Raw genomic sequence first — 18,783 nt, forward strand, 5'->3', positions numbered from 1 at the left:
CCTTTTTTTAAGGTCTCAACTTCGTTCCCCCACATAAGGGTTGTCCTTCAATCAATCGTGTTTTCTATTGTGGTACCGAAATTGGGACCACTGATAGTGGATGAAACAACCGATGCAAAATCCCAGTATGGCTATGAAAGCGGCTAGACCAACCATCGCGGAAGCGGCATAAGCCAACAGCGTCCAATGCAGCAAGTGACTGATGAATGCAATTAACAAAAAAAGGACAGCTAATAGCTGATTAAACTTCTGTTGTGCTTTATCTTCCGGTATGTATTCGGAAGGTTTTTTTTTGAGGAAGCCTTTTGCCGCCCGCATAATAGGATTGAAATCAAAAACAATTCCCATCAATCCGGCTATCAAAGGTACAGCCATAATCCAGTAGCCCCCTGTGACCAAGGAGAACAGGACTGACAAAACAATTACCCATTGGTTAGCTCGGACCAAAGGCCGGGGAATGGATGGAGGGACCGTGTTCATACAGGATCGACCACCTTTCTTAAATAGGACCAAAAGGAATAATTATAATTGCAAAGCCTTTTCAAGTGCTCCAGTCGCGCCAAAGCCATCATGGTAATCAAGCTTCTTCCCCTTTTTCTCCGCAAGCTCCCTCACGGCCCACATCGAAGTATGTTTGATCGCACCTTTTAAGATGATTATCACATCAGCATGATTAATAATACGTTGAAAGTAGCTTTCTACCGAGCCTCCGCCCGTTTTGCCATTATGATGCTCTACAATTAAACCGCGCTTCTCGCCTAGTTTCTTGAAAGTATTGGTTTGTGTTCCGCCTATAATCGCAACCGTCTTCATTTCAATTCCTCCATTCAAATAAATTTCTCTTTAAACGCTCCGCAATCTGTTATTCATATCGTAACTCATTATTCAATAAAGTCAATAGGTTTAGTCGGAATTAATTATAACCAAAAGGGGCTAACCGAATTACAATCATTCGGCGCCCCTATTCTCTTTATACTTATTTACCGATTATTCGGTTAATCTTTTCCGGGTACGGTAACCTTGTGTAGAGAACCATTGGATAATTAATTGGCCAACATAACAGACAAACTATTTTCTTTCCCAGCGCTGCCAATCAAAAGAGGATGCCTCCAGCCGCGCCTGATAGTGCGGTGAAACGATGAACGGCTTTCCTGCCTGGGACACTAGCTTGCCTCCGTCAGTCAGCCCGAGATTTCGCTGTTCCAATACCTCAACGAGACGTCGGCGCCACAACGCTGCTTCCTCCTGCCAGTCAGGGTGGTCTGCCAGATCGGCGCTCTCACTGAGATCGGATCGCAGATCAAAGAACTGTTCCGTCCCGAGGCGCGGGAACCAGATGTACTTAAACCTTCCGTCCGTCACGTACTGCATCTCCTGCTCCTCCGAGTAACACGTCGAATGTTCGCCATGAACGAATTCACGCTTGTGCGCAGTCTCCCCTTGCAGGAGACCTTTCATACTGATGCCGTCCACGGTGGTGGGAATAGCCAGCCCCAGCATGTCGAGGATAGTCGGCATGATATCCTGAATTGCCACTGCCTTCGAGACGGTCTGCACAGGGCTGCTGCCGCCCTGACCAGGCGGCTTGATGATCAGCGGAATTCGCGCCGAACCTTCGTAAGCATAGGTTTTGCGCCACAGATGATGATCACCAAGCATATCGCCGTGGTCGGACAGAAAGACGAACAAAGTGGAATCAAACAATCGCTGTTTTTTCAAAGCGCCGAACAGCCGGCCAAGCTGATGGTCGATGAACGTGATCGACCCGTAGTACCCGATCCGGGCGCGCCGGATTAGCTCATGGTTCTTGACGCCTCTCCAAGCGTCAGGCCGCAGCGCCTCCGCAGGATCGTCGTGCAGTCCGTCCCAGTCTCCCCGGTAAGGCTCGGGGATCGCCTTGTCCCGGTACATGTCAAAATACGATGCCGGCGCATCATAAGGCGAGTGTGGCCGGGCGAACGATACCTTGAGGAAGAACGGCCGGGAGGGGTCGCGCCGCTCGAGGAACGAGAGCGCCTCGTTCACCGTCCAGACCGTCGGGTGCAGCGATTCCGGCGCATGATAAGGCCGGGCCATCCAGCTGTTCCAGTCGATGCCGTGATCGACAATGTCGTAAGGCCCGCTCCGCTGCTGCAAAAACCACCGCCGATAATCGGACACGAAACCTGGATCCTCTTCTCGCCCGGATTCATCCAGCACAGTCTCCTGGAAGCCATTGCGCGCCCGCTGCGGGTAGAAATGCATTTTGCCGACACCGAACGTCTGATACCCGGCCCCCGCAAGCTCACCCGGTAGCGTATGGGCAAAGCCAACGCCCATCGGCCCCTGGCCCCGCCCCATGCCGAGAATGCCCGTGTGCCAAGGGTCCATGCCGGTGAGCAGCGCCGCTCTGGCTGGTACGCAGGAGGGAGACGGCGTATATGCCTGCGTAAAGCGCGTTCCCTGTGACGCCAGCCAATCGAGATTAGGCGTTTCTACAATCGGATTACCGTAGCATCCCAGCGCATCGGCCCGGTGTTGATCCGTCATCAGCAAAATCACGTTTGTCATTCAGCTTTTCACTCCCGTCAAAGCAATTCCTTGTATAAAGTAGCGCTGCAGCACCATAAAAATTACAATTAACGGCAGCACAGCGATGCAAGCGGCCGCCATCATCAGCGGGTAATCCGTCGCAAATTCGCCGACAAAGCTGGCTACCCCAAGCGAAAGCAGCCTCATTTGATCCGAAGAAGTCAGCACCAACGGGTTGAGGAAATCGTTCCACGAGGCAATGATCACAAAGATCGCCAGCGACACCAGCCCAGGCCGGGACAAGGCCATGTAGATGCTCCAATATATACGAGGGTACGAGAAACCGTCCACCTTGGCCGCCTCCCCGATCTCCGCTGGAAGGGAGAGGAAAAACTGGCGCAGTAGGAAGATGCCAAAAGCGCTTGCCAGCCCGGGCACGATCAGCGCTTGATACGTGTTCAACCAGCCAAGCTGTTTGATGAGCAGAAAGGTCGGCACCAGTGTCAATTGATGCGGCAGCATCATCACGGACAGCATCAGCAGGAACAGCGTGTTCTTCCAAGGAAAGCGCAGCGTCGCAAAGGCGAAGGCTGCCATCGAACAGAACAGCAGCTGTCCCGCCGTCTTCACTACTGTGACCAGCACGGTATTCCCGAGATAGCGCAGCAAATCTGTCGTTTGAAACACTTTGATGTAATTTGCGAACTGCCAGACCGCCGGGAACAACGTCGGCGGAGCGTGCATCGATTCAGCGAAGGTTTTGACTGAAGTCAGCGCCATCCACAAGAAGGGGAGCACCATGAGCAAGGCGCCGGCCAGCAGGCCTAGATGTGTCAATAAACGATCGTCTTTCATCCGTCTCATCTCCTCATCCTGTATAATGCACCCATCTGCGCTGCAGTCTCAGCTGTACAACCGTTATCGCCAGAATGGCTGCAAACAGCACGACTGCTTGCGCAGAGGCAAAGCCCATATGGAACAACGTAAATCCTTCTTCATAGACGTTATAAACGACGCTGCGCGAAGTATCCAGCAGAGCCGGATTACCTCCTGTCATTACGAACACAAGATCGAACAGCTGCAAAGCCTGAATCGTGGCCGTCAACACAACGAAGAACAAACTTGGGGACAAGAGTGGCAGCGTGACGTGATGCAAAAGAAGGTATACGCCCGTCCCGCTCCATCCATCTCGGCCGCCTCGTAATAACTGGATGAGATTCCTTGAAGACCGGCCAGCAGCACAATCATATGATGGCCCAACGTCGACCATACGCTGACCAACACGATCGAAGGCATAATCCAATGCGGATCGGACAGCCAATTCGGCTCCGGCAGCCGCAGCGCATGCAGCATGGCGTTAATCGGGCCGTAGTCCGAATTATAAAGCCATTTCCAGATCAGTCCGACTGCCGTGGACATCGTCACGACAGGGATGAAATACAGCGTCCTGTACAAGGAGCGGCCAACTATCTGCCGGTTCAAGGCGACGGCCGCGAGTGTGGCAAGTGCAATCGACAGCGGCACGCTCACCACAGCAAACAGCAGAGTATGCAAACACGATGCCACAAAATGCTCATCTTTCAGCAGGTCCGTATAATTGCCCAGCCCGTTAAAAGACGGTTTCCCAAGACCATCCCAGTCCAGAACCGAAATCACGCCGGAAGCCGCTGCAGGCAGCAGATGAAACACGCCCAGAAAGAATAGGCCTGGGAATAGAAAAGCGTACGCCCACCACGCCTCCACCGTCCGGCTTCGCCACCTCTGTCCGCGCACGTTCGCCCCCGATGGGCGGGCGGTTACCGGATTCGTTAAGTTCTTGCTGTACATAGAACGACTTCCCTTCTCTTCAATGCTAATTCGCTCTGCTTAAGATTCGCTTTACTTTTCCTTAGCCAGTAAATCATTCATTTTCACCGCTGCCACGTTTAACGCTTCCGTCACCGGTGTTTTCCCAAGCAGCGCGTTCGTGATTTGCTCGATAAGCAAATTTTGCCATTCGGCTGTATTTTTCGATACTGGGTAGGGACCGGTTTGGTCCACCGTACGGATAAACGCCTTCATATCAAGCGCAGGAATCGATTGCAGCCATAGGTCGACAGAACCTTTGTGCGCCGGGTAGTTAAATGCACTTTTCGCCAGAAGATCTTCCCCGTCCTTGCCTGTCAGCACCTTAAGCAGCTCCCATGCTTCCTGCTGATGCTTGGACTTGCTGTTGATCACCCAGCTGGAGCCATGTATGTAATAACCCTGCTGCTTGCCGGCCGGCAGCTCTGCCACGCCAAGTTTGTCGCCAAGCATTTTGTAGAGTGTCGAAGCGTCAAACGAACCGCCTGGCACCATGGCTGCCTTACCTGAGCCAAACAGCTGCGTCGGTTTCGTTTCCACCTGCTGCTGGGCCGTCGGCGAAATGCCTTGATCGATTAAATCCTTCATAAATTGAATGGCCGACTGCGTCTCCGGCAAATCGAGGCCGGACTTGGTGTGATCGGCGCTGATGACCGAACCGCCTGCCTGATAAATCAAAGGATAATAGCCTGTTTGAGCGTCATTCGCGGCGATGTAGCCGTATATTTTTTGGCTGGTATCCGTCAACTTCGCGGCATTTGTCTTGAGCGTCTCCCATGTCCACGATCCATCCGGATACGGTACTCTCGCTTTATCGAACAGCTCTTTATTGTAAAAAAGTCCGACCGTACCTTGAAAATAAGGAATGCCGTATTGCTTGTTGTTATAGCGGTACAGCTCCGTGATCCCTTTCGGATAGACGGACAGATCCCACTTGTCACGCTCGACTAGCTGCTGCAAATCGGTCAGCAGGTTGAGCGAAGCAAATTTGTAAAAGTTCGGGCCGTTCATCAGGAATAAATCCGGACCTTCACCGCCTACCAGCGAAGTTTGCAGCTTCGTATAGTAGTCCTTGACCGGCGTAACCGTCAGATTGACCTCCACATTCCCGTGATCCTTGTTGTACACGGCGACAGTTTGCTTGAACGGCTCCTTCAATTCCTCCACCCAAGTAGCGACATTCAGGGTCACTTTCTCCTTCGTCACGGCCTTCGCGGAAGCGCCGGCCGAAGCTGCAGGGCTAACTTGAGCGGGAGCGGCGGGCTGCGAGCAGCCTGCCACCACCGTGCTTAACACTGCTGCACTTAAGAATAGCGCCGCGCAGGAGCGCTTATTGATGATTTTTAATGTTCGTTTGTTCATCGTATCTTCCTCCTAGTGAGATGATTTGTTGCGGGCATACCGCACCGCTTCCTTCGTCCGGTTCAGCGTCTCAATATGTCCTTCATAATTGTGTTGAACCAGCCCGACGTACAGCATGTCTATGACGTTGAGCTGGGCGATTCGCGATGCCATCGCACCGTTGCGGAAGTCCTTTTCCACCGTGCTGCAAAAAAGGGGGATATCGGCGATCTGCGCAACCGGGTTGACGCCGAACTGGGTTAAGGAGATCAGTCTCGCGCCTCTCCGCTTGGCGATTTCCATCGCCCGCAGCACCGCTTCAGTCTGCCCGGAATAAGAAATCGCAAGCACGGCATCGCCTTCCGTCAGATTGGCGGCGATAATCGCCTGCGCGTCCTCGCTGGCGCCGACCTCGCACCACATCCCGAGCCGGCTCGCCTTGTGCCGGAAATCGTCGGCAATCACCGCCGACGATTCGATGCCGAAGATCGCAATCTTACGGGCTTCGGAGAGCAGCCCTATCGCTTGCTCAACCTGCGCTGCATCCAGCACCATCAAGGTATCCTTAATCGACTTTATGTTGTTATTGGAGATCGACTCCAGCAGCGACTCCGTCGGTCCGTCAACCTGAAACTGCCGGTACGGGTGCTGCTCGCTCCGTTCAACCGCAACATTGGCAACAATAGCCAGCTTCAGCTCCTTGAAGCCTTGGTACCCCAGCGATTGTGCCAGACGAATAATCGTGGCCTCACTGACGTCAGCCTCCTTGGCCAGCTTCTGAATAGAGCACCCCACCGCGGACTCGGGATAGTCCAGCATATAACGTGCAGCCTGCTGTTCCATCGGCGTCAGGGAATGTAGCGCCTCCCGTATACTGATCAACCCGCCTCTGACCAATGCGTTCCCTCCTCATAGAAACTTTGTTACATCAATTTCGCTTACCTGTGAATAAATGTTTCAGATCCGACTTAAAAATATCTGTGCATCCTACGCACAGTGCTTGGTTCGACCCTCTTTTAAGACAAAAAAAGAGCCCAGACCGGCAGCTCATTCCACACGCGTAGAATAAACTCACCTATCTGAACCTCTAGTCATCTAGTCGGTATATGTTAAAAGGAAATCGAATGCTTTTATCTTATACTCATAATTCCCATACGTCAACTAGGAATTTAAATGCTAGTTCCACCATCTATTCGAAATGCAATTTCCCTTTAGGTCCGCCCCGCTTATCGGGTAAAACCTCCCATTAGTCCTATTCATTCTAGGTTTTCTTTAATGAGAGGTTGTTCGAGTCTGTTGTATTCAACTAATGTTCTCCATTTTGCTACCATCAATCAATCCGAAACACATCCTCCAGATCCTTCCCCAACAAATCACTCAACTTCTTCGCAGTCGCAGGTCCCACCGACTTAAGCGATCGTTCCAGTAAGCTGATATAGGAATGACTTAATCCCGAGTGTTTTGCCAGCTCCCTCTGGGAGTAACCTTTGATAATTCGAGCCTTCATAAACGCCTCGGTTTTAGCCATGATCCTCATATAACCAACTCTCCTCCAATCATTAACGTATTCTTTATAAAATTCCCTTATATTTATGTTTGAATCTTAAACCATTCATCATCATCCATCCATTTTCAGAACACGTTCTCATTTTGTTCCCTTGTTTCTATTATATACCAACCTCTTTAACTTTTGCAATCATAATCGTTTACTTCATATAACGTTTTTCGCTTCATTTTTTATGCTTTGCAAGATTCATATTACTTTTGTATACTGAAATTATTGTATTGTTTACTAAAATTTACTTTTTGTCTCGGCGAGGTTGAAACGATGTATTTCTACGATAGATTACGAGATTTGCGCAAATTAAAAGGCTTTACCCTGAGGGAATTGGCCGACCGTTCCGGCGTCTCTGCAGCCTACATCTCCCAGTTAGAGAACGGCAACCGCGGGATCCCTTCGCCTGATGTATTAATGAAGCTTTCCGAAGGACTCAACACTTCCTACTCGGAATTGATGGATCTCGCCGGCTATCTGGAGTCACCGCCCTCAACGGAGAAATATCAAAGCAATCCTGTCAATCTGCGGCGTTTCCTGCGCGAGAACGAATTGATGTTCGATGGCATGCTGCTCACCGATGAAGACAAGGAATGGGTGGAGCGCATGCTCACCGTCCTGTTCTGGAAACAGCGGCATGCTGCGAAATCCGAGGATCCCGAAGACGACAATCATCAAGAGGAAGATGGCTTTGGTCCCATGGCATAATCGGAATAAGAAAAAACCGGCTTATTCAGCCGGTTTTTCTTGTTGATAGGATTGAATCGGGTAATCGATTACGATGACATTCTCAATAATGCCGGCGAGCGATTGGACGAACGCCTGGTGAGCCGGATGCGGTCCGTACTGCTGGAGCGACTCGCGGTCCCGGAACGTCACACGCAGTCCCAACGTGTACCCGCGGATATTGTCCGTCTCTTCCGTCACATTGCTCCCCGCTGTCACATCGACAATGCCTGGAATTTGATGCCGGAATGCCAACAAAGTTTCAATCAATTCCTGTTCCTTCTCAACCGCCAATTGCTCCTTAAAGCGAAAACAGACCAAATGCTCGAACATCGCGATAACCTCCATATGTAACTTACAACGTGATACGCTGGCCAGGCTCCATGACGAGCCCTTTTATGCCTTCAGCCGACAAACTTTCCACGAATGCATGCGGGTCCTGCTTAATAACCGGGAATGTATTGTAGTGCATGGGAACAACGGTTTTGGCCTGCAGAAACTGGGCAGCGATCACAGCATCGCGCGGCCCCATCGTGTAATTGCTTCCGATCGGCAGAAAGGCGAGGTCGATATTATTCAATTTGCCGATAAGCTGCATATCTCCGAACAAGCCTGTGTCTCCTGCATGGTAGATCGTTTTCCCTTCAACCGTAATCAGGAAACCGCTGGCCATCCCCGTATAAATATTATCCGTCGTTCCAGGCGGGTTATAAGAAGAGTCATGCAGAGCCAGTGTCATTTTCACATTGCCGAAAGGAAAATCGTAGTCACCGCCAATGCCCATGCCATGATTCTTAGCGCCTTGAAAGCCGATGTATCTCGCCAAGTCGTTCGGCGCAATGACGGTAGCATCATTGCTAGCCGCGATCTCCAGCGTATCGCCTAGATGATCGCCGTGGCCGTGCGTAACCAAGATGTAATCCGCTTTGATCTCCTCAGCCTTCACTACGGCCACAGGGTTATAATTCAAGAAAGGGTCTATGATGAGCGTATGTTCCTGCAAACGAATCTCTACACAACTTTGTCCATGAAAAATGATATCCATTGTATCGCTCCTTTGATAGGGGTAGGCTCTGAATTATTTTACCATACTTTATTAACCAAGCTGAAATTCATCGTTTCGTTGTGAACGCCTGTCTCAATCATACCCCCATACACAATCCTCAGAAGCCTTCTCCGGCAAAAAACAGCGAAACACCGTCGCGCTTAACTGGTGGGTATCGGACCGCTCGAGATAGTCGATTCTGCAGACGAGCCTCGGCTCGATCCATTGCGTCCCTTTCTCTAAGACTGTGTGCAGCGGCTCTGCCAACGCTAGAAACAGCTTCTTGTCTTCTTCCGTCAAACCGGCCTCTACCATGCCCACCGGCTTGTTCTTGACCGTTCTGAAGTTCAGGCCAATGTTTAGAGCGAACGGGATGAGCCTGTAGCCAAGTACCATGACATCAATTGACTTGGCATATTTCAGCTTCTGCCAGTCAGCGCTTCGGGTATCCAAGCGATAGAGCGAATCTTTACGCTTAGCGACGATCCCCTCCATATGCTTGGCTTTCATTAAGTCGAACAGCGCCTTACCCTGACCTTCCACATACAGGGTTGGCAGGATGACGGAATTGGCAGCCAGGATGCCATGCAGCACTTTTTTCCGTTCTGTCAAAGGCTCCTTAAGCAGTTCACGATCCGTCTGCAGAATGTCAAAGGCAACGAACGTTGCCGGGTGCGAAAGCACGGCACCGCTGATTTTGGCCGATTGGCTTATTCGGTCCCGGTACATGAAATCGTCAAAAACAGGCTTACCCCCGCGCAGCACGATGCCCTCGCAGTCCAAAATAGCGCTATGCGCGCGGATTGCCGCAAGCCCTTCCTGCAGCTCAGGAAATTTACCGGTGACGACCCGCCCGCTTCTCGTGTAGGCTTCAATGCGGCTGCCTTGCTTATGTATGAGAATTCGCGAGCCGTCCCATTTCGGTTCAAACATATAACGATCGTCATCAAAAGGCTCTTGGCCAAGCGCAGCGTTCATCGGTTTTACCGCGGAAAACAGCATGAAGGATCCCCCCTGCTACCAGTTTGGGGAAATTTCCATAGCTCTAAACAACAGCGCGCGTTACGATACGACTACGTATGCCGAATGTCTCTCAGTTTCTTGTCCAACCACATCATGGCATGCTCAAGCTTATCTTGGGGCACATTCGCAAACCGGTCTCCAATGGACACTTCATAGGAACACGAATTCTCACTTGCCTCCCTAAGGTAATGCGTCAGACCCACGCCTGTCTCTGCATACAGCTGAATAAGCAGCGGTTCCAGTTTCTCTTTCGATATGCCGACATGAACGTGGAACATATTCGTCACCGGCGTAACCGGTAGCGTTGCTACACCGTCGACTTTGTTATAAAGTGCGGCAAGCTCTTTGGCTCCCTCATAATACTCGGCCATCTTCGGCAACCGCCGCTTCAAATAATAACTGGCGCTCAGGATATACGGATATAAGCTAATCAAATCGCCGCCATGGCGCCTTTTCCAAACTTTCGAACGCTTCGTGAATTCCTCGCTCCCGGCTAGAATTGCGCCCGCAATGCCGCCGATTCCTTTGTAGAACGACATATATACGCTATCGAATAACGCGCAGATCTCATGTACCGATTTCTGATAGTACGGAAGAATCTCATAGAGTCTCGCTCCGTCCAAATGAAGCTTAATCCCGCTGTTCCGGCAGTACGCCGAAATCGCAACCAGCTCTTCGTAATCCGGCAGCTGGCCGCCGATTTCGCGCTGCGGCAGCTCCAGCAGCAAGCAAGCGATCTCCTCTTTCAATTGGCGCACATCTTCAAGACGAATCAGCCTGTCTTTCTCGCCAAGCAGGATGGTTTCAATATGGTGCAGCTCCTTCAAGCCGTCTTCCTCGTGAATTTCCAAATGGCTCAGAGGGTGATAGGCCACTCGCTTGAGTTCCTTCTCGTCGCACCAGATCCGCAGCGCAATTTGTTGAGCCATCGTTCCGCTTGGAAAAAATACTGCCGATTGTTTGCCCAAATAGGCAGCCATTTCCTCTTGAAAATCCTCGATCAGTTTACCCGAGCCGTAAGTATCGCTATTCAAGCTACCGTCAATGTCGTGAAGAGCTTCCTTCAAGACTTCAACATTTCTCATGCCGTGCCCGCCAAGCGGGTAAGCGGTTTGCTGAAACGCTTCTAATAATGGATTGATTTTGTTCATTTGGATCGTACTCCTTCGTATGTCACATATCTCTCTTGGTATCCGATCAATCGTAGCCTATAATCATGATAATGCCGACTGAAAAGGAGACACCGTCATGAAAGAAATTCTCATAGGTCCTAGAGATCAATATACCGCTTTTCCCGTAGAAGTTCAGCTTAACGGCGATCTGTATTTCCTGGTGCATCCGGATGAAGGGCAGTACAGCTTATTCTCCAGCATATGTCCGCATGGCGGCTACACCGTAGATCTTATTGACGGAGAACTTGAGTGTCCCTTGCACGGCTGGACATTTGAGTCACATACAGGCCGCTGCCATAATGTTCCCAGCGCCAGACTGGCTTCCTACGACGTCATCCTCAAAGACAATCAGCTATTCGCGCTGATGGGGTGATCTACCGTATATTTTACCAGTGGTCAAGCTATAATAACAGCTGTTGTTATTCTACGAACGGCTTTAGGAGGCTGCATGACCGACCAGACGAACAAAGAGAAGCCCCACGGAATGGTGTGGTGGCAATTAACCTTATTAGGCGTAGCTTGTACAATCGGTACCGGCTATTATTTAGGCTCCAGCATAGGCATTCAAGCAGGCGGCGCGTCCTTCCTGTTCATGTTCTTGCTCGCCGCTCTCGGAGCCTATATGGTTTTCGATTTACTAGCCCAATTGATAGGGAAAGATCCTGCGCAAGGCTCCTTCCACACGTATGCGACACAGGCCTTCGGGCGCTGGGCCGGCTTCTGCTCAGGGTGGGTGTACTGGTGCTCCGAATTGCTCATTATGGGGAGCCAGTTAACCGCCTTATCTTTGTTTACCCGCCTCTGGCTTCCGCAGCTGCCCATGTGGATACTTGCTTCCGGCTACGCTTTACTAGGTCTAGGCGTCATTCTGCTCGGTCCGCGGTTCTTCGAACGCACCGAAATCGTGATGGCGATCATCAAGGTATCCGCCATCCTGATATTTCTAGTCCTTGCCGGCTCTGCAGTCCTCGGATTCATGTCCGGCACGCATCCGCCGAAATTCCCAACGGAACAACGGCATCTCCTGCCCAATGGACTGCAAGGTACTTGGTCTTCTCTTATCTATGCCTTTTATTCATTCGGCGGCATCGAAATTATGGGCATCATGGCCACGAGGCTGAAGCGGCCGGAAGAGGCTCCGAAAGCGGGGAAAGTGATGATCGTCCTGTTAGGCGTCATCTATATCGCTTCTTTGGCGTTGGCCTTCACGTTATTGCCGCTCCATGCCTTTCAGGACAAGCAAAGTCCGTTTCAATCGGCACTAACCCCATATAATCTCCCTTATGTGCCGCATGCATTTAATGCGATCTTCATCATCGCCGGCTTCTCGACCATGGTCGCTTCCCTCTTCGCCATTACGACGATTCTCGTCACGCTGGCGGAAGCGCGTAATGCGCCATCTCTGTTCGCCGGAAAGACAAGCGGCCGACGCCAAATGCCGCTTGCCGCGATCGGATTCACAACAGGCGGGATGACGGCTGCCGTGCTGATGGCACTATTACTGCCGGAATCACTGTATGCGAATGTGACAACGGCCGCCGGGATTATGCTGCTTTTGAATTGGATATTCATTCTCCTGTCGTCCGGACGTTTATTAACGTTAACCTTGTTGGGCAAGGTGAAACGATATACCGGCATGCTGCTGATCCTGGCCGCAATATCAGGGACGCTGGTGCATCCGATGAGCCGGCCCGGCTTCTGGACCAGCCTGCTATTCGTCCTTATCATCGCCGTCATTGCAATCATCCTCCATTTCAAGTGGAAGAAAGAAGCGCCGGCGAGTGGCATATCCTCTTTTCGCCCTGACAAGCTGCCTTTGCGCAACCCCGATAAGGGGGAAGGAGCGACTTAGTCATCCTCTTATTCGCAACCGAATGACTGCTGAGAAAGTGTTTGACATTGACGCTGCGTAAAGCTGTAGAGTGAAGATGTCAGGAGGTGAACACATGGAATACACCGTACAGAGTCTAGGCAAGTTGGCCGGCGTCAGTACCAGAACGCTTCGCTACTATGATGAAATTGGACTTCTTAAGCCGGCGAGAATCAATTCATCCGGGTACCGAATCTATGGTCAGGCGGAAGTGGATGCGCTGCAGCAGATTTTATTTTATAGAGAATTAGGCGTAGGTCTGGATCGCATTAAAGAAATCGTCACTTCCCCCGCCTTCAACGGAGCCGATGCTTTGAAACAGCACTATGTGCAGCTCCTCGACAAAAGAAATCAGCTCGATAAGCTGATTGCCAATGTTGAAAAGACCATGGCCTCACAGGAAGGGAGAATATCTATGACGAATACAGAGAAATTCGAAGGCTTCAAACAACAGCTGATCGATGAGAACGAGAAGAAATACGGCCAAGAAATTCGCGAGAAGTACGGGGAAGATGCCGTCAACCGATCCAATCAGCGAGTGATGAATATGACACAAGAGGAGCATGACGAGGTGACCCGGCTCGCCAATGAGGTGACAGCCGCATTAGCCGAAGCCTTCCGCACGGCCGATCCCGCGAGCGAAGCGGCTCAGCAAGCCGCACATTTGCATAAGCAATGGCTCACTTACTACTGGCACGAGTACAGTCCGGAAGCCCATGCGGGCCTGGCCCAGATGTATGTCGATGATGAGCGCTTCAGAGCCTACTACGATGCCAACCAACCGGGCACAGCCGAATTTCTGCGGGACGCCATCCGCATCTATACCGGTCAGAAGCGGTAGAAGCCCAGTTATCGGGACACTAGCATTTTTTCTACTCTATCCTTCAAACATCCAGTTATTTAAAAGAAACTTGAATAGAATAGTATTACACCAGCCACCAGCAGCCGTGTGTATGTCTACCTCCAATCCAAAAAGCACAGGGAACCCGTAAGGGCCCTGTGCTTTTCGGTTATGTTTCGGCCATCACGCCGCTGCCGATCGGTTTGACCAGCGCTTTGCTCTCCCAGACGCGGCTTCTCCACCGCAAATACATAATCAAGCCGCGCAGCCATTCGTCGACGGCGAAGGCGATCCAGACGCCGAGAAGGCCCATTTCCATATGGATGCCCAGGAAGTACGCAAGCGGTACGGCAACGCCCCACATGGACAGAACGCCCATGGCAACGGGGAATCTGGCATCACCGGCAGCACGTAGCGAATTGATCACAACCAGATTAAACGTTCGACCCGGCTCCAAAATGATAGATAATAGCAAGATTCCGGAACCTAGCGCGATAATGTCCGGATTATTTGTGAACAGCCCCAGCAATTGTTTGCGGAAGAGAGAAGCTATTCCGACAACGACGAATGTCATCAGGAACGTGATCCGCAAGCTGCGAATTAACTTATGATAGGCGGCTTTGAATTCTCCCGCGCCTACCATATGCCCGACGATAATTTCCGTCCCCATGCCGATCGCCATACCGAGGGCCATGAAATAGTTCGTGACATTCATGACATACACATGCGTGCTTAATGCCACTTGCCCGATAATATTGACGAAGCTGACGATCATCAAGTATTGGGACTGCCAGGACAGATGCTCGCCCGCGGACGGCAGCCCGATGCTAAGGATTTGCTTCACAATCCTCTTATCGAAGGTGAAATAGTCTTGGAAACGAATCGGTGCGGGAATACGGCGATACAAGATAACAAGTAATACGATAAGTCCTAAGAATCGGCTTACAACCGTAGAAACCGCGGCACCCGTTACTCCCCACTCAGGGAAACCGAGGTTACCGAAGATGAGCAGCATGTTACCGACCACATGAATGATATTAACTCCGAGCGTCACATACATGACGTCTCTCGTCTGACCATTCGACCGAAGCACGGCGGATATCGCATACGATAGAGCTTCAATCCAGATGAACGCGCTGATAAGGTTGAGATAACGCTTGGCGATGTGAATTTGATCCGGAGCCAAATTCATCAGCTGCATGATCGATTCGCCGAAAGCAACCAAGATGATGCTCACTACGATACCGAAGAGCAAATTGATCGTAATCGCCAGAGCGGAGATGCGGCTCGCTTCTTTGGCTCGGCCTGCTCCTAAATTTTGAGCCACGGCCACACTCGTTCCGATCCCAACAAATCCGAACATGAGGATGCAGAAGACGATGATTTCATTCGCCAGACCAACCGCTCCGGTCACTTCATCCGAAATCCGGCTTAACATGAATACATCCGCCGTACCGAGCATCATACGAAGAACGGAATCAATGAAGATCGGCCACGTGACCGCGAATAGACTTAATTTTTTCCATGTAGCTGTTGACTGGGTGTCTATCATTGGGTACGCTCCTCAATTTCAAATGCTTTCAGTGTAGGATACGTAAGCGATTTCAGTCAATTGCTATTATCCACCAACGTCCTTCTCGCATATTTGCCGCCAATGAGCCCACAATAAATGAAGGTTTCAACTAACAAATAACAGGCTAAGGATGTGCGCACATGGCGAACAAGCAAAAAAATCAAAACAACCAACCCAAGGGTCAGAAAGCAAGCGAGGACAATAAAAACAATAATAACAGCCATAATGGCATCGATGACGCGGATAAGCATCCGGACAAATAACACAAACAAAAACCTTGGTTACCTCCCTAGAGGTGTCCAAGGTTTTTCTCTGCTTTACTTCACGCGAACCCATGCCCCGCGGTTGTCCGCCGACTCGATTTCCGCTTCCGCTATGACAATGCTGTCCATCGTGCTGGAAGGTTCGGCTGTAGTGACCGTTTGCCCGGCGATTAACGTTTCTACGAAATATTTGAGCTCCTGGTAATAGCCCATTTCTTCTGAAATCTCCGGCTTGAAGCCAGGGCCGTCGTTCACATTCACTTTCAACCCGTCGGAATTGAAAACGATATTCCCTTTCTCGAAGTTAACCCGGAACTGCATATCGAAACCATAATCCCCTTGCAGCGTCCAATCGGCCTGCGCATTGATCACTTTGCCGTCTTCATACAGATAGTTCGTAGAAACGATATCATAGCCGCTGCCCGGCACAACGTTGCGAGCCAAGCTGGATACGGACTCCGGCTTGCCGAACAGCCAGTTGATCATATCGATGTCATGCACATGCATGTCAAGGAGCGCTCCGCCGCTCTTCGCCTTCTGCAGCAGCCACGGCCCCCATGTCGGCGTACCGCCGCCGCGATAGAAATAGCCCGCTAACACTTTGCCGTACGATTCATTCACAACCAGCTCTTTCAAATACTCATAGGCAGGCCAGAAGCGCAAGCATTGACCGACCATCAACTGTTTGCCGTTCTGTGCGGCGGCTTCGATCATTTCCTTACACTCTTGCGCGTTCAGCGCCATCGGCTTCTCAACCAGCACATGAATCCCCTGATTCAAGCATTGAATGGAAATATCGCGGTGCAGGTAAGTCGGCAGCGTCATATCCACACAATCCAGCTGCTCTTTCTCCAACATCTCCGCAACACTCGTATATTTGTTGAAACGGCTGTAGTCGATAGCGGCTGCACCGGTATCGATGTTGCCTCCCGAAGCGTTGCCTTCCAGCTTCTCGACGTCCACGTCGCACAATGCCACAACTTGAATAGGGGCTCCTTCCGATTCAAGACGAATGTAGTTCTCCAGATGCGTTCTTCCCATGAAGCCTAAGCCGATTAATCCGATCTTCAACATATGTTTATTTCCTCCCCAGGATTGCGTCCATCGCGCCCGATGTATTGAAAACGATTTGTTGTCCGTGATGCGTATAGCCCGGAATCATTTCTGCGATGACATAATCTTCATACCCGATCGCTTGCAGCGCCTTGACCACTTCCGGATAATTCACATCGCCTGCAAGCAGATCAACGAAACCGTGCAGGCCGCCTGCGGCGCGGCGGTAATCTTTGAAGTGCACCTTTTTAATGCGTTTGTTCAGAATCGAAATCCAATGCTCCGGGTACCCGGCATACACTACGTTCCCAACATCGAAATACGATCCCACATAAGGGGAATTGATTTTATCGATAAAATCTCTTAACTCCAGCGGCGAGAGCAAGAACTTGTTCCATACATTCTCGATCCCGATAGACACCTTGTAGGATTCCGCTACTTCGGCTAGCTCGCTAATGCCTTCGAGCGCATAATCGTAAGCTTGATCATAGGGCACCACTTCAGAATCCGGAATGAAATCGACGCCAACCGCACCCGGGACGACCAGAATCGTATCAACGCCCAGAATCGCTGCGCTTTCCAATTGCTTTTTCACAATATCTTTCGATTTCTGGCGCGTACCGGCCTTTGCACTTGTGATCGGATATGTCCAGTATAAACCGCTGGCCAAGCTCGTCAGCTCAATCCCCTGCTCGTCCGCAACCTGACGGTAACGTTTGATTTCGCTTTCATTGCTCTCCAGACTTAGCTCGCCCGTCTCGTTCAATGCCAATTCGATACCGTCAAATCCCGCCTCTTTGGCAACGGATATACATGCCTCCACCTTCATGGAGCCTGGAAAAGACCAAATATTAATCCCTTTTTTCATCGTTATCGCCTCCGTCTCTTGCTTCCATTATAGAAGAGGCGCGTCCGAGAAGATTTACCCAAAAAGCCGATTTATTTGCACTTTCTATGTTAAAATAAGGCTGGGTTCACTTACGAAATCGACCCTCGGAAAGGACGGCCAGCATGGAGTTCCCACGCCTGCAACTTCAAGAAGCTATCACCATTCAAACTTTGATCTCCTTTCATTATTTCGAATACGCCAAGGGATTCGTCTTTGACGGCGAGCAGCATGATTTCTGGGAGCTTCTCTATGTGGACAAAGGAGAGGTCGAGGTCCGGGCCGACGATCATATCCATACGCTTAGCCAAGGATCGATGATTTTCCATAAGCCGGAGGAGTTCCATACGGTACATGTGAGACATGAACATAAGCCGCCGAATCTGATCGTCATCTCTTTTGAATGCAAGTCGGAAGCCATGAGCCATTTGGAGAACAAAATTGTTGCCCTTGGCGACCGTGAAAGAAATATGCTTTCCCTTATTATCCAAGAAGGGTTTCAAGCTTTTCTGCCCCCATTTGACAGGCCGTCGGAGCATCAGCTGGAGAGGAACCCGAATGCCCCGTTTGCCAGCGAGCAGATGATCCAAGCGTACCTGGAAGCGTTGCTCATCACATTGATTCGCAATCAGCAGCAGCCTGCCGCTTCCACGGATCCGTCTAAATACAAGCAATCCTCCTTGCAAAAGGAGAAAGCCGAGCAACGGCTTGTACAGCAAATCATGGCTTACTTAAAGGATAATCTCGGGCAATCTTTGACCCAAGATCAGCTGTGCCAGACCTTTCACCTTGGCAAAAGCAGGCTGAAGGAGCTCTTCCAGTCGCAGATGCAGACCGGTGTCCTGGAAACGTTCAAAGCCTTGAAGATCGAGCAAGCCAAAACGTTCATTCGGGAAGGCCGTTACAACTTCACCGAGATCGCCGCCATGCTCGGATATGCCAGCATTCATTACTTCTCCAGAGACTTTAAGAAAACCGTCGGCATGTCGCCGTCCGATTATGCCAAATCGGTGAAGGCGCGGCTTCCCTGACCGGAATCAAAAAGCACCCAGTAGGGACTGTTACGATCACAGTGCCAT

The 18,783-nt window shown here is 50.8% G+C and carries 22 protein-coding genes; 6 read left to right on the top strand and 16 right to left on the bottom strand.

The genetic code is table 11. The annotated features are described in order from the left end of the window. Positions 1-51: 51 nt before the first annotated feature. The 9 genes from J2X61_RS02915 to J2X61_RS02955 all read right to left on the bottom strand — a co-directional run bounded on the left by J2X61_RS02915 (position 52) and on the right by J2X61_RS02955 (position 7,234). The gene (locus tag J2X61_RS02915) at positions 52-480 is read right to left on the bottom strand and encodes a DUF4395 domain-containing protein (protein ID WP_310185799.1); all 429 of its coding nucleotides are present in this window, start codon (positions 478-480) and stop codon (positions 52-54) included. A gap of 42 nt (positions 481-522) precedes the next feature. Next, entirely contained in the window at positions 523-813 is a 291-nt protein-coding gene (locus J2X61_RS02920) for a DUF2325 domain-containing protein (protein WP_274465862.1), read from the bottom strand. A gap of 255 nt (positions 814-1,068) precedes the next feature. Beyond that, positions 1,069-2,550, bottom strand: coding sequence for an arylsulfatase (locus J2X61_RS02925; protein WP_274465863.1), 1,482 nt, complete (start codon positions 2,548-2,550; stop codon positions 1,069-1,071). Further along, positions 2,551-3,366 (bottom strand): carbohydrate ABC transporter permease, encoded by an 816-nt coding sequence (locus J2X61_RS02930; RefSeq protein ID WP_274465864.1) that lies wholly within the window; start codon positions 3,364-3,366, stop codon positions 2,551-2,553. A 13-nt stretch (positions 3,367-3,379) separates the two neighbouring features. Further along, positions 3,380-3,619, bottom strand: coding sequence for a carbohydrate ABC transporter permease (locus J2X61_RS02935; protein WP_310185803.1), 240 nt, complete (start codon positions 3,617-3,619; stop codon positions 3,380-3,382). Then, positions 3,613-4,338, bottom strand: coding sequence for a carbohydrate ABC transporter permease (locus tag J2X61_RS02940; RefSeq protein ID WP_310185806.1), 726 nt, complete (start codon positions 4,336-4,338; stop codon positions 3,613-3,615). The genes J2X61_RS02935 and J2X61_RS02940 overlap by 7 nt, the downstream gene beginning before the upstream one ends. 51 nt (positions 4,339-4,389) lie before the next feature. After that, positions 4,390-5,718, bottom strand: a complete 1,329-nt coding sequence (locus J2X61_RS02945) for an ABC transporter substrate-binding protein (RefSeq protein WP_274465866.1) — start codon at positions 5,716-5,718, stop codon at positions 4,390-4,392. A 12-nt stretch (positions 5,719-5,730) separates the two neighbouring features. Next, positions 5,731-6,594, bottom strand: a complete 864-nt coding sequence (locus J2X61_RS02950) for a MurR/RpiR family transcriptional regulator (protein ID WP_274465868.1) — start codon at positions 6,592-6,594, stop codon at positions 5,731-5,733. A 433-nt stretch (positions 6,595-7,027) separates the two neighbouring features. Next, positions 7,028-7,234 (bottom strand): helix-turn-helix domain-containing protein, encoded by a 207-nt coding sequence (locus tag J2X61_RS02955; protein WP_274465869.1) that lies wholly within the window; start codon positions 7,232-7,234, stop codon positions 7,028-7,030. Positions 7,235-7,552: 318 nt separating this feature from the next. Between J2X61_RS02955 and J2X61_RS02960 the strand changes: the two genes are divergently transcribed. Then, on the top strand, positions 7,553-7,960 hold the full coding sequence (locus J2X61_RS02960; protein WP_396135394.1) for a helix-turn-helix domain-containing protein: 408 nt from the start codon (positions 7,553-7,555) through the stop codon (positions 7,958-7,960). Between the two features lie 21 nt (positions 7,961-7,981). On the opposite strand, the gene J2X61_RS02965 is transcribed toward J2X61_RS02960, so the two are convergent. The 4 genes from J2X61_RS02965 to J2X61_RS02980 form a co-directional block, all read right to left on the bottom strand. Beyond that, a complete protein-coding gene (locus J2X61_RS02965; RefSeq protein WP_274465871.1) occupies positions 7,982-8,311 on the bottom strand; it encodes a Dabb family protein in 330 nt (109 codons plus the stop codon). Between the two features lie 22 nt (positions 8,312-8,333). Beyond that, positions 8,334-9,023: a metal-dependent hydrolase gene (locus J2X61_RS02970; protein WP_274465872.1), complete on the bottom strand. Its 690-nt coding sequence runs from the start codon at positions 9,021-9,023 to the stop codon at positions 8,334-8,336. Between the two features lie 93 nt (positions 9,024-9,116). Continuing rightward, positions 9,117-10,025 (bottom strand): ATP-dependent DNA ligase, encoded by a 909-nt coding sequence (locus J2X61_RS02975; protein WP_274465873.1) that lies wholly within the window; start codon positions 10,023-10,025, stop codon positions 9,117-9,119. Positions 10,026-10,096: 71 nt separating this feature from the next. Then, the gene (locus J2X61_RS02980) at positions 10,097-11,197 is read right to left on the bottom strand and encodes a threonine aldolase family protein (RefSeq protein WP_274465874.1); all 1,101 of its coding nucleotides are present in this window, start codon (positions 11,195-11,197) and stop codon (positions 10,097-10,099) included. A gap of 97 nt (positions 11,198-11,294) precedes the next feature. Here J2X61_RS02980 and J2X61_RS02985 point away from each other — a divergent pair, with 97 nt between their 5' ends. The 3 genes from J2X61_RS02985 (at position 11,295) to J2X61_RS02995 (ending at position 13,929) form a co-directional block, all read left to right on the top strand. Beyond that, positions 11,295-11,591 (top strand): Rieske (2Fe-2S) protein, encoded by a 297-nt coding sequence (locus tag J2X61_RS02985; RefSeq protein WP_274465875.1) that lies wholly within the window; start codon positions 11,295-11,297, stop codon positions 11,589-11,591. A 75-nt stretch (positions 11,592-11,666) separates the two neighbouring features. Continuing rightward, positions 11,667-13,070: an amino acid permease gene (locus tag J2X61_RS02990; RefSeq protein ID WP_310185814.1), complete on the top strand. Its 1,404-nt coding sequence runs from the start codon at positions 11,667-11,669 to the stop codon at positions 13,068-13,070. Between the two features lie 94 nt (positions 13,071-13,164). Next, the gene (locus tag J2X61_RS02995) at positions 13,165-13,929 is read left to right on the top strand and encodes a MerR family transcriptional regulator (RefSeq protein WP_274465877.1); all 765 of its coding nucleotides are present in this window, start codon (positions 13,165-13,167) and stop codon (positions 13,927-13,929) included. A gap of 169 nt (positions 13,930-14,098) precedes the next feature. Here J2X61_RS02995 and J2X61_RS03000 read toward each other — a convergent pair whose 3' ends face one another. Next, complete coding sequence (locus J2X61_RS03000; RefSeq protein WP_274465878.1) at positions 14,099-15,481, bottom strand: MATE family efflux transporter; 1,383 nt, start codon at positions 15,479-15,481, stop codon at positions 14,099-14,101. A 161-nt stretch (positions 15,482-15,642) separates the two neighbouring features. Here J2X61_RS03000 and J2X61_RS03005 point away from each other — a divergent pair, with 161 nt between their 5' ends. Continuing rightward, positions 15,643-15,765, top strand: coding sequence for a hypothetical protein (locus J2X61_RS03005; protein WP_274465879.1), 123 nt, complete (start codon positions 15,643-15,645; stop codon positions 15,763-15,765). Positions 15,766-15,819: 54 nt separating this feature from the next. Here the strand turns inward: J2X61_RS03005 and J2X61_RS03010 are convergent, their stop codons facing one another. Beyond that, entirely contained in the window at positions 15,820-16,839 is a 1,020-nt protein-coding gene (locus J2X61_RS03010; RefSeq protein WP_310185817.1) for a Gfo/Idh/MocA family protein, read from the bottom strand. Positions 16,840-16,843: 4 nt separating this feature from the next. Next, positions 16,844-17,686, bottom strand: a complete 843-nt coding sequence (locus tag J2X61_RS03015) for a sugar phosphate isomerase/epimerase family protein (RefSeq protein WP_274465881.1) — start codon at positions 17,684-17,686, stop codon at positions 16,844-16,846. A 143-nt stretch (positions 17,687-17,829) separates the two neighbouring features. Between J2X61_RS03015 and J2X61_RS03020 the strand changes: the two genes are divergently transcribed. Then, a complete protein-coding gene (locus J2X61_RS03020) occupies positions 17,830-18,735 on the top strand; it encodes an AraC family transcriptional regulator (RefSeq protein WP_274465882.1) in 906 nt (301 codons plus the stop codon). Positions 18,736-18,783 lie beyond the last annotated feature (48 nt).

The organism is Bacillus sp. 3255 (genome assembly GCF_031456485.1).
Lineage (GTDB): Bacteria > Bacillota > Bacilli > Paenibacillales > NBRC-103111 > Paenibacillus_E.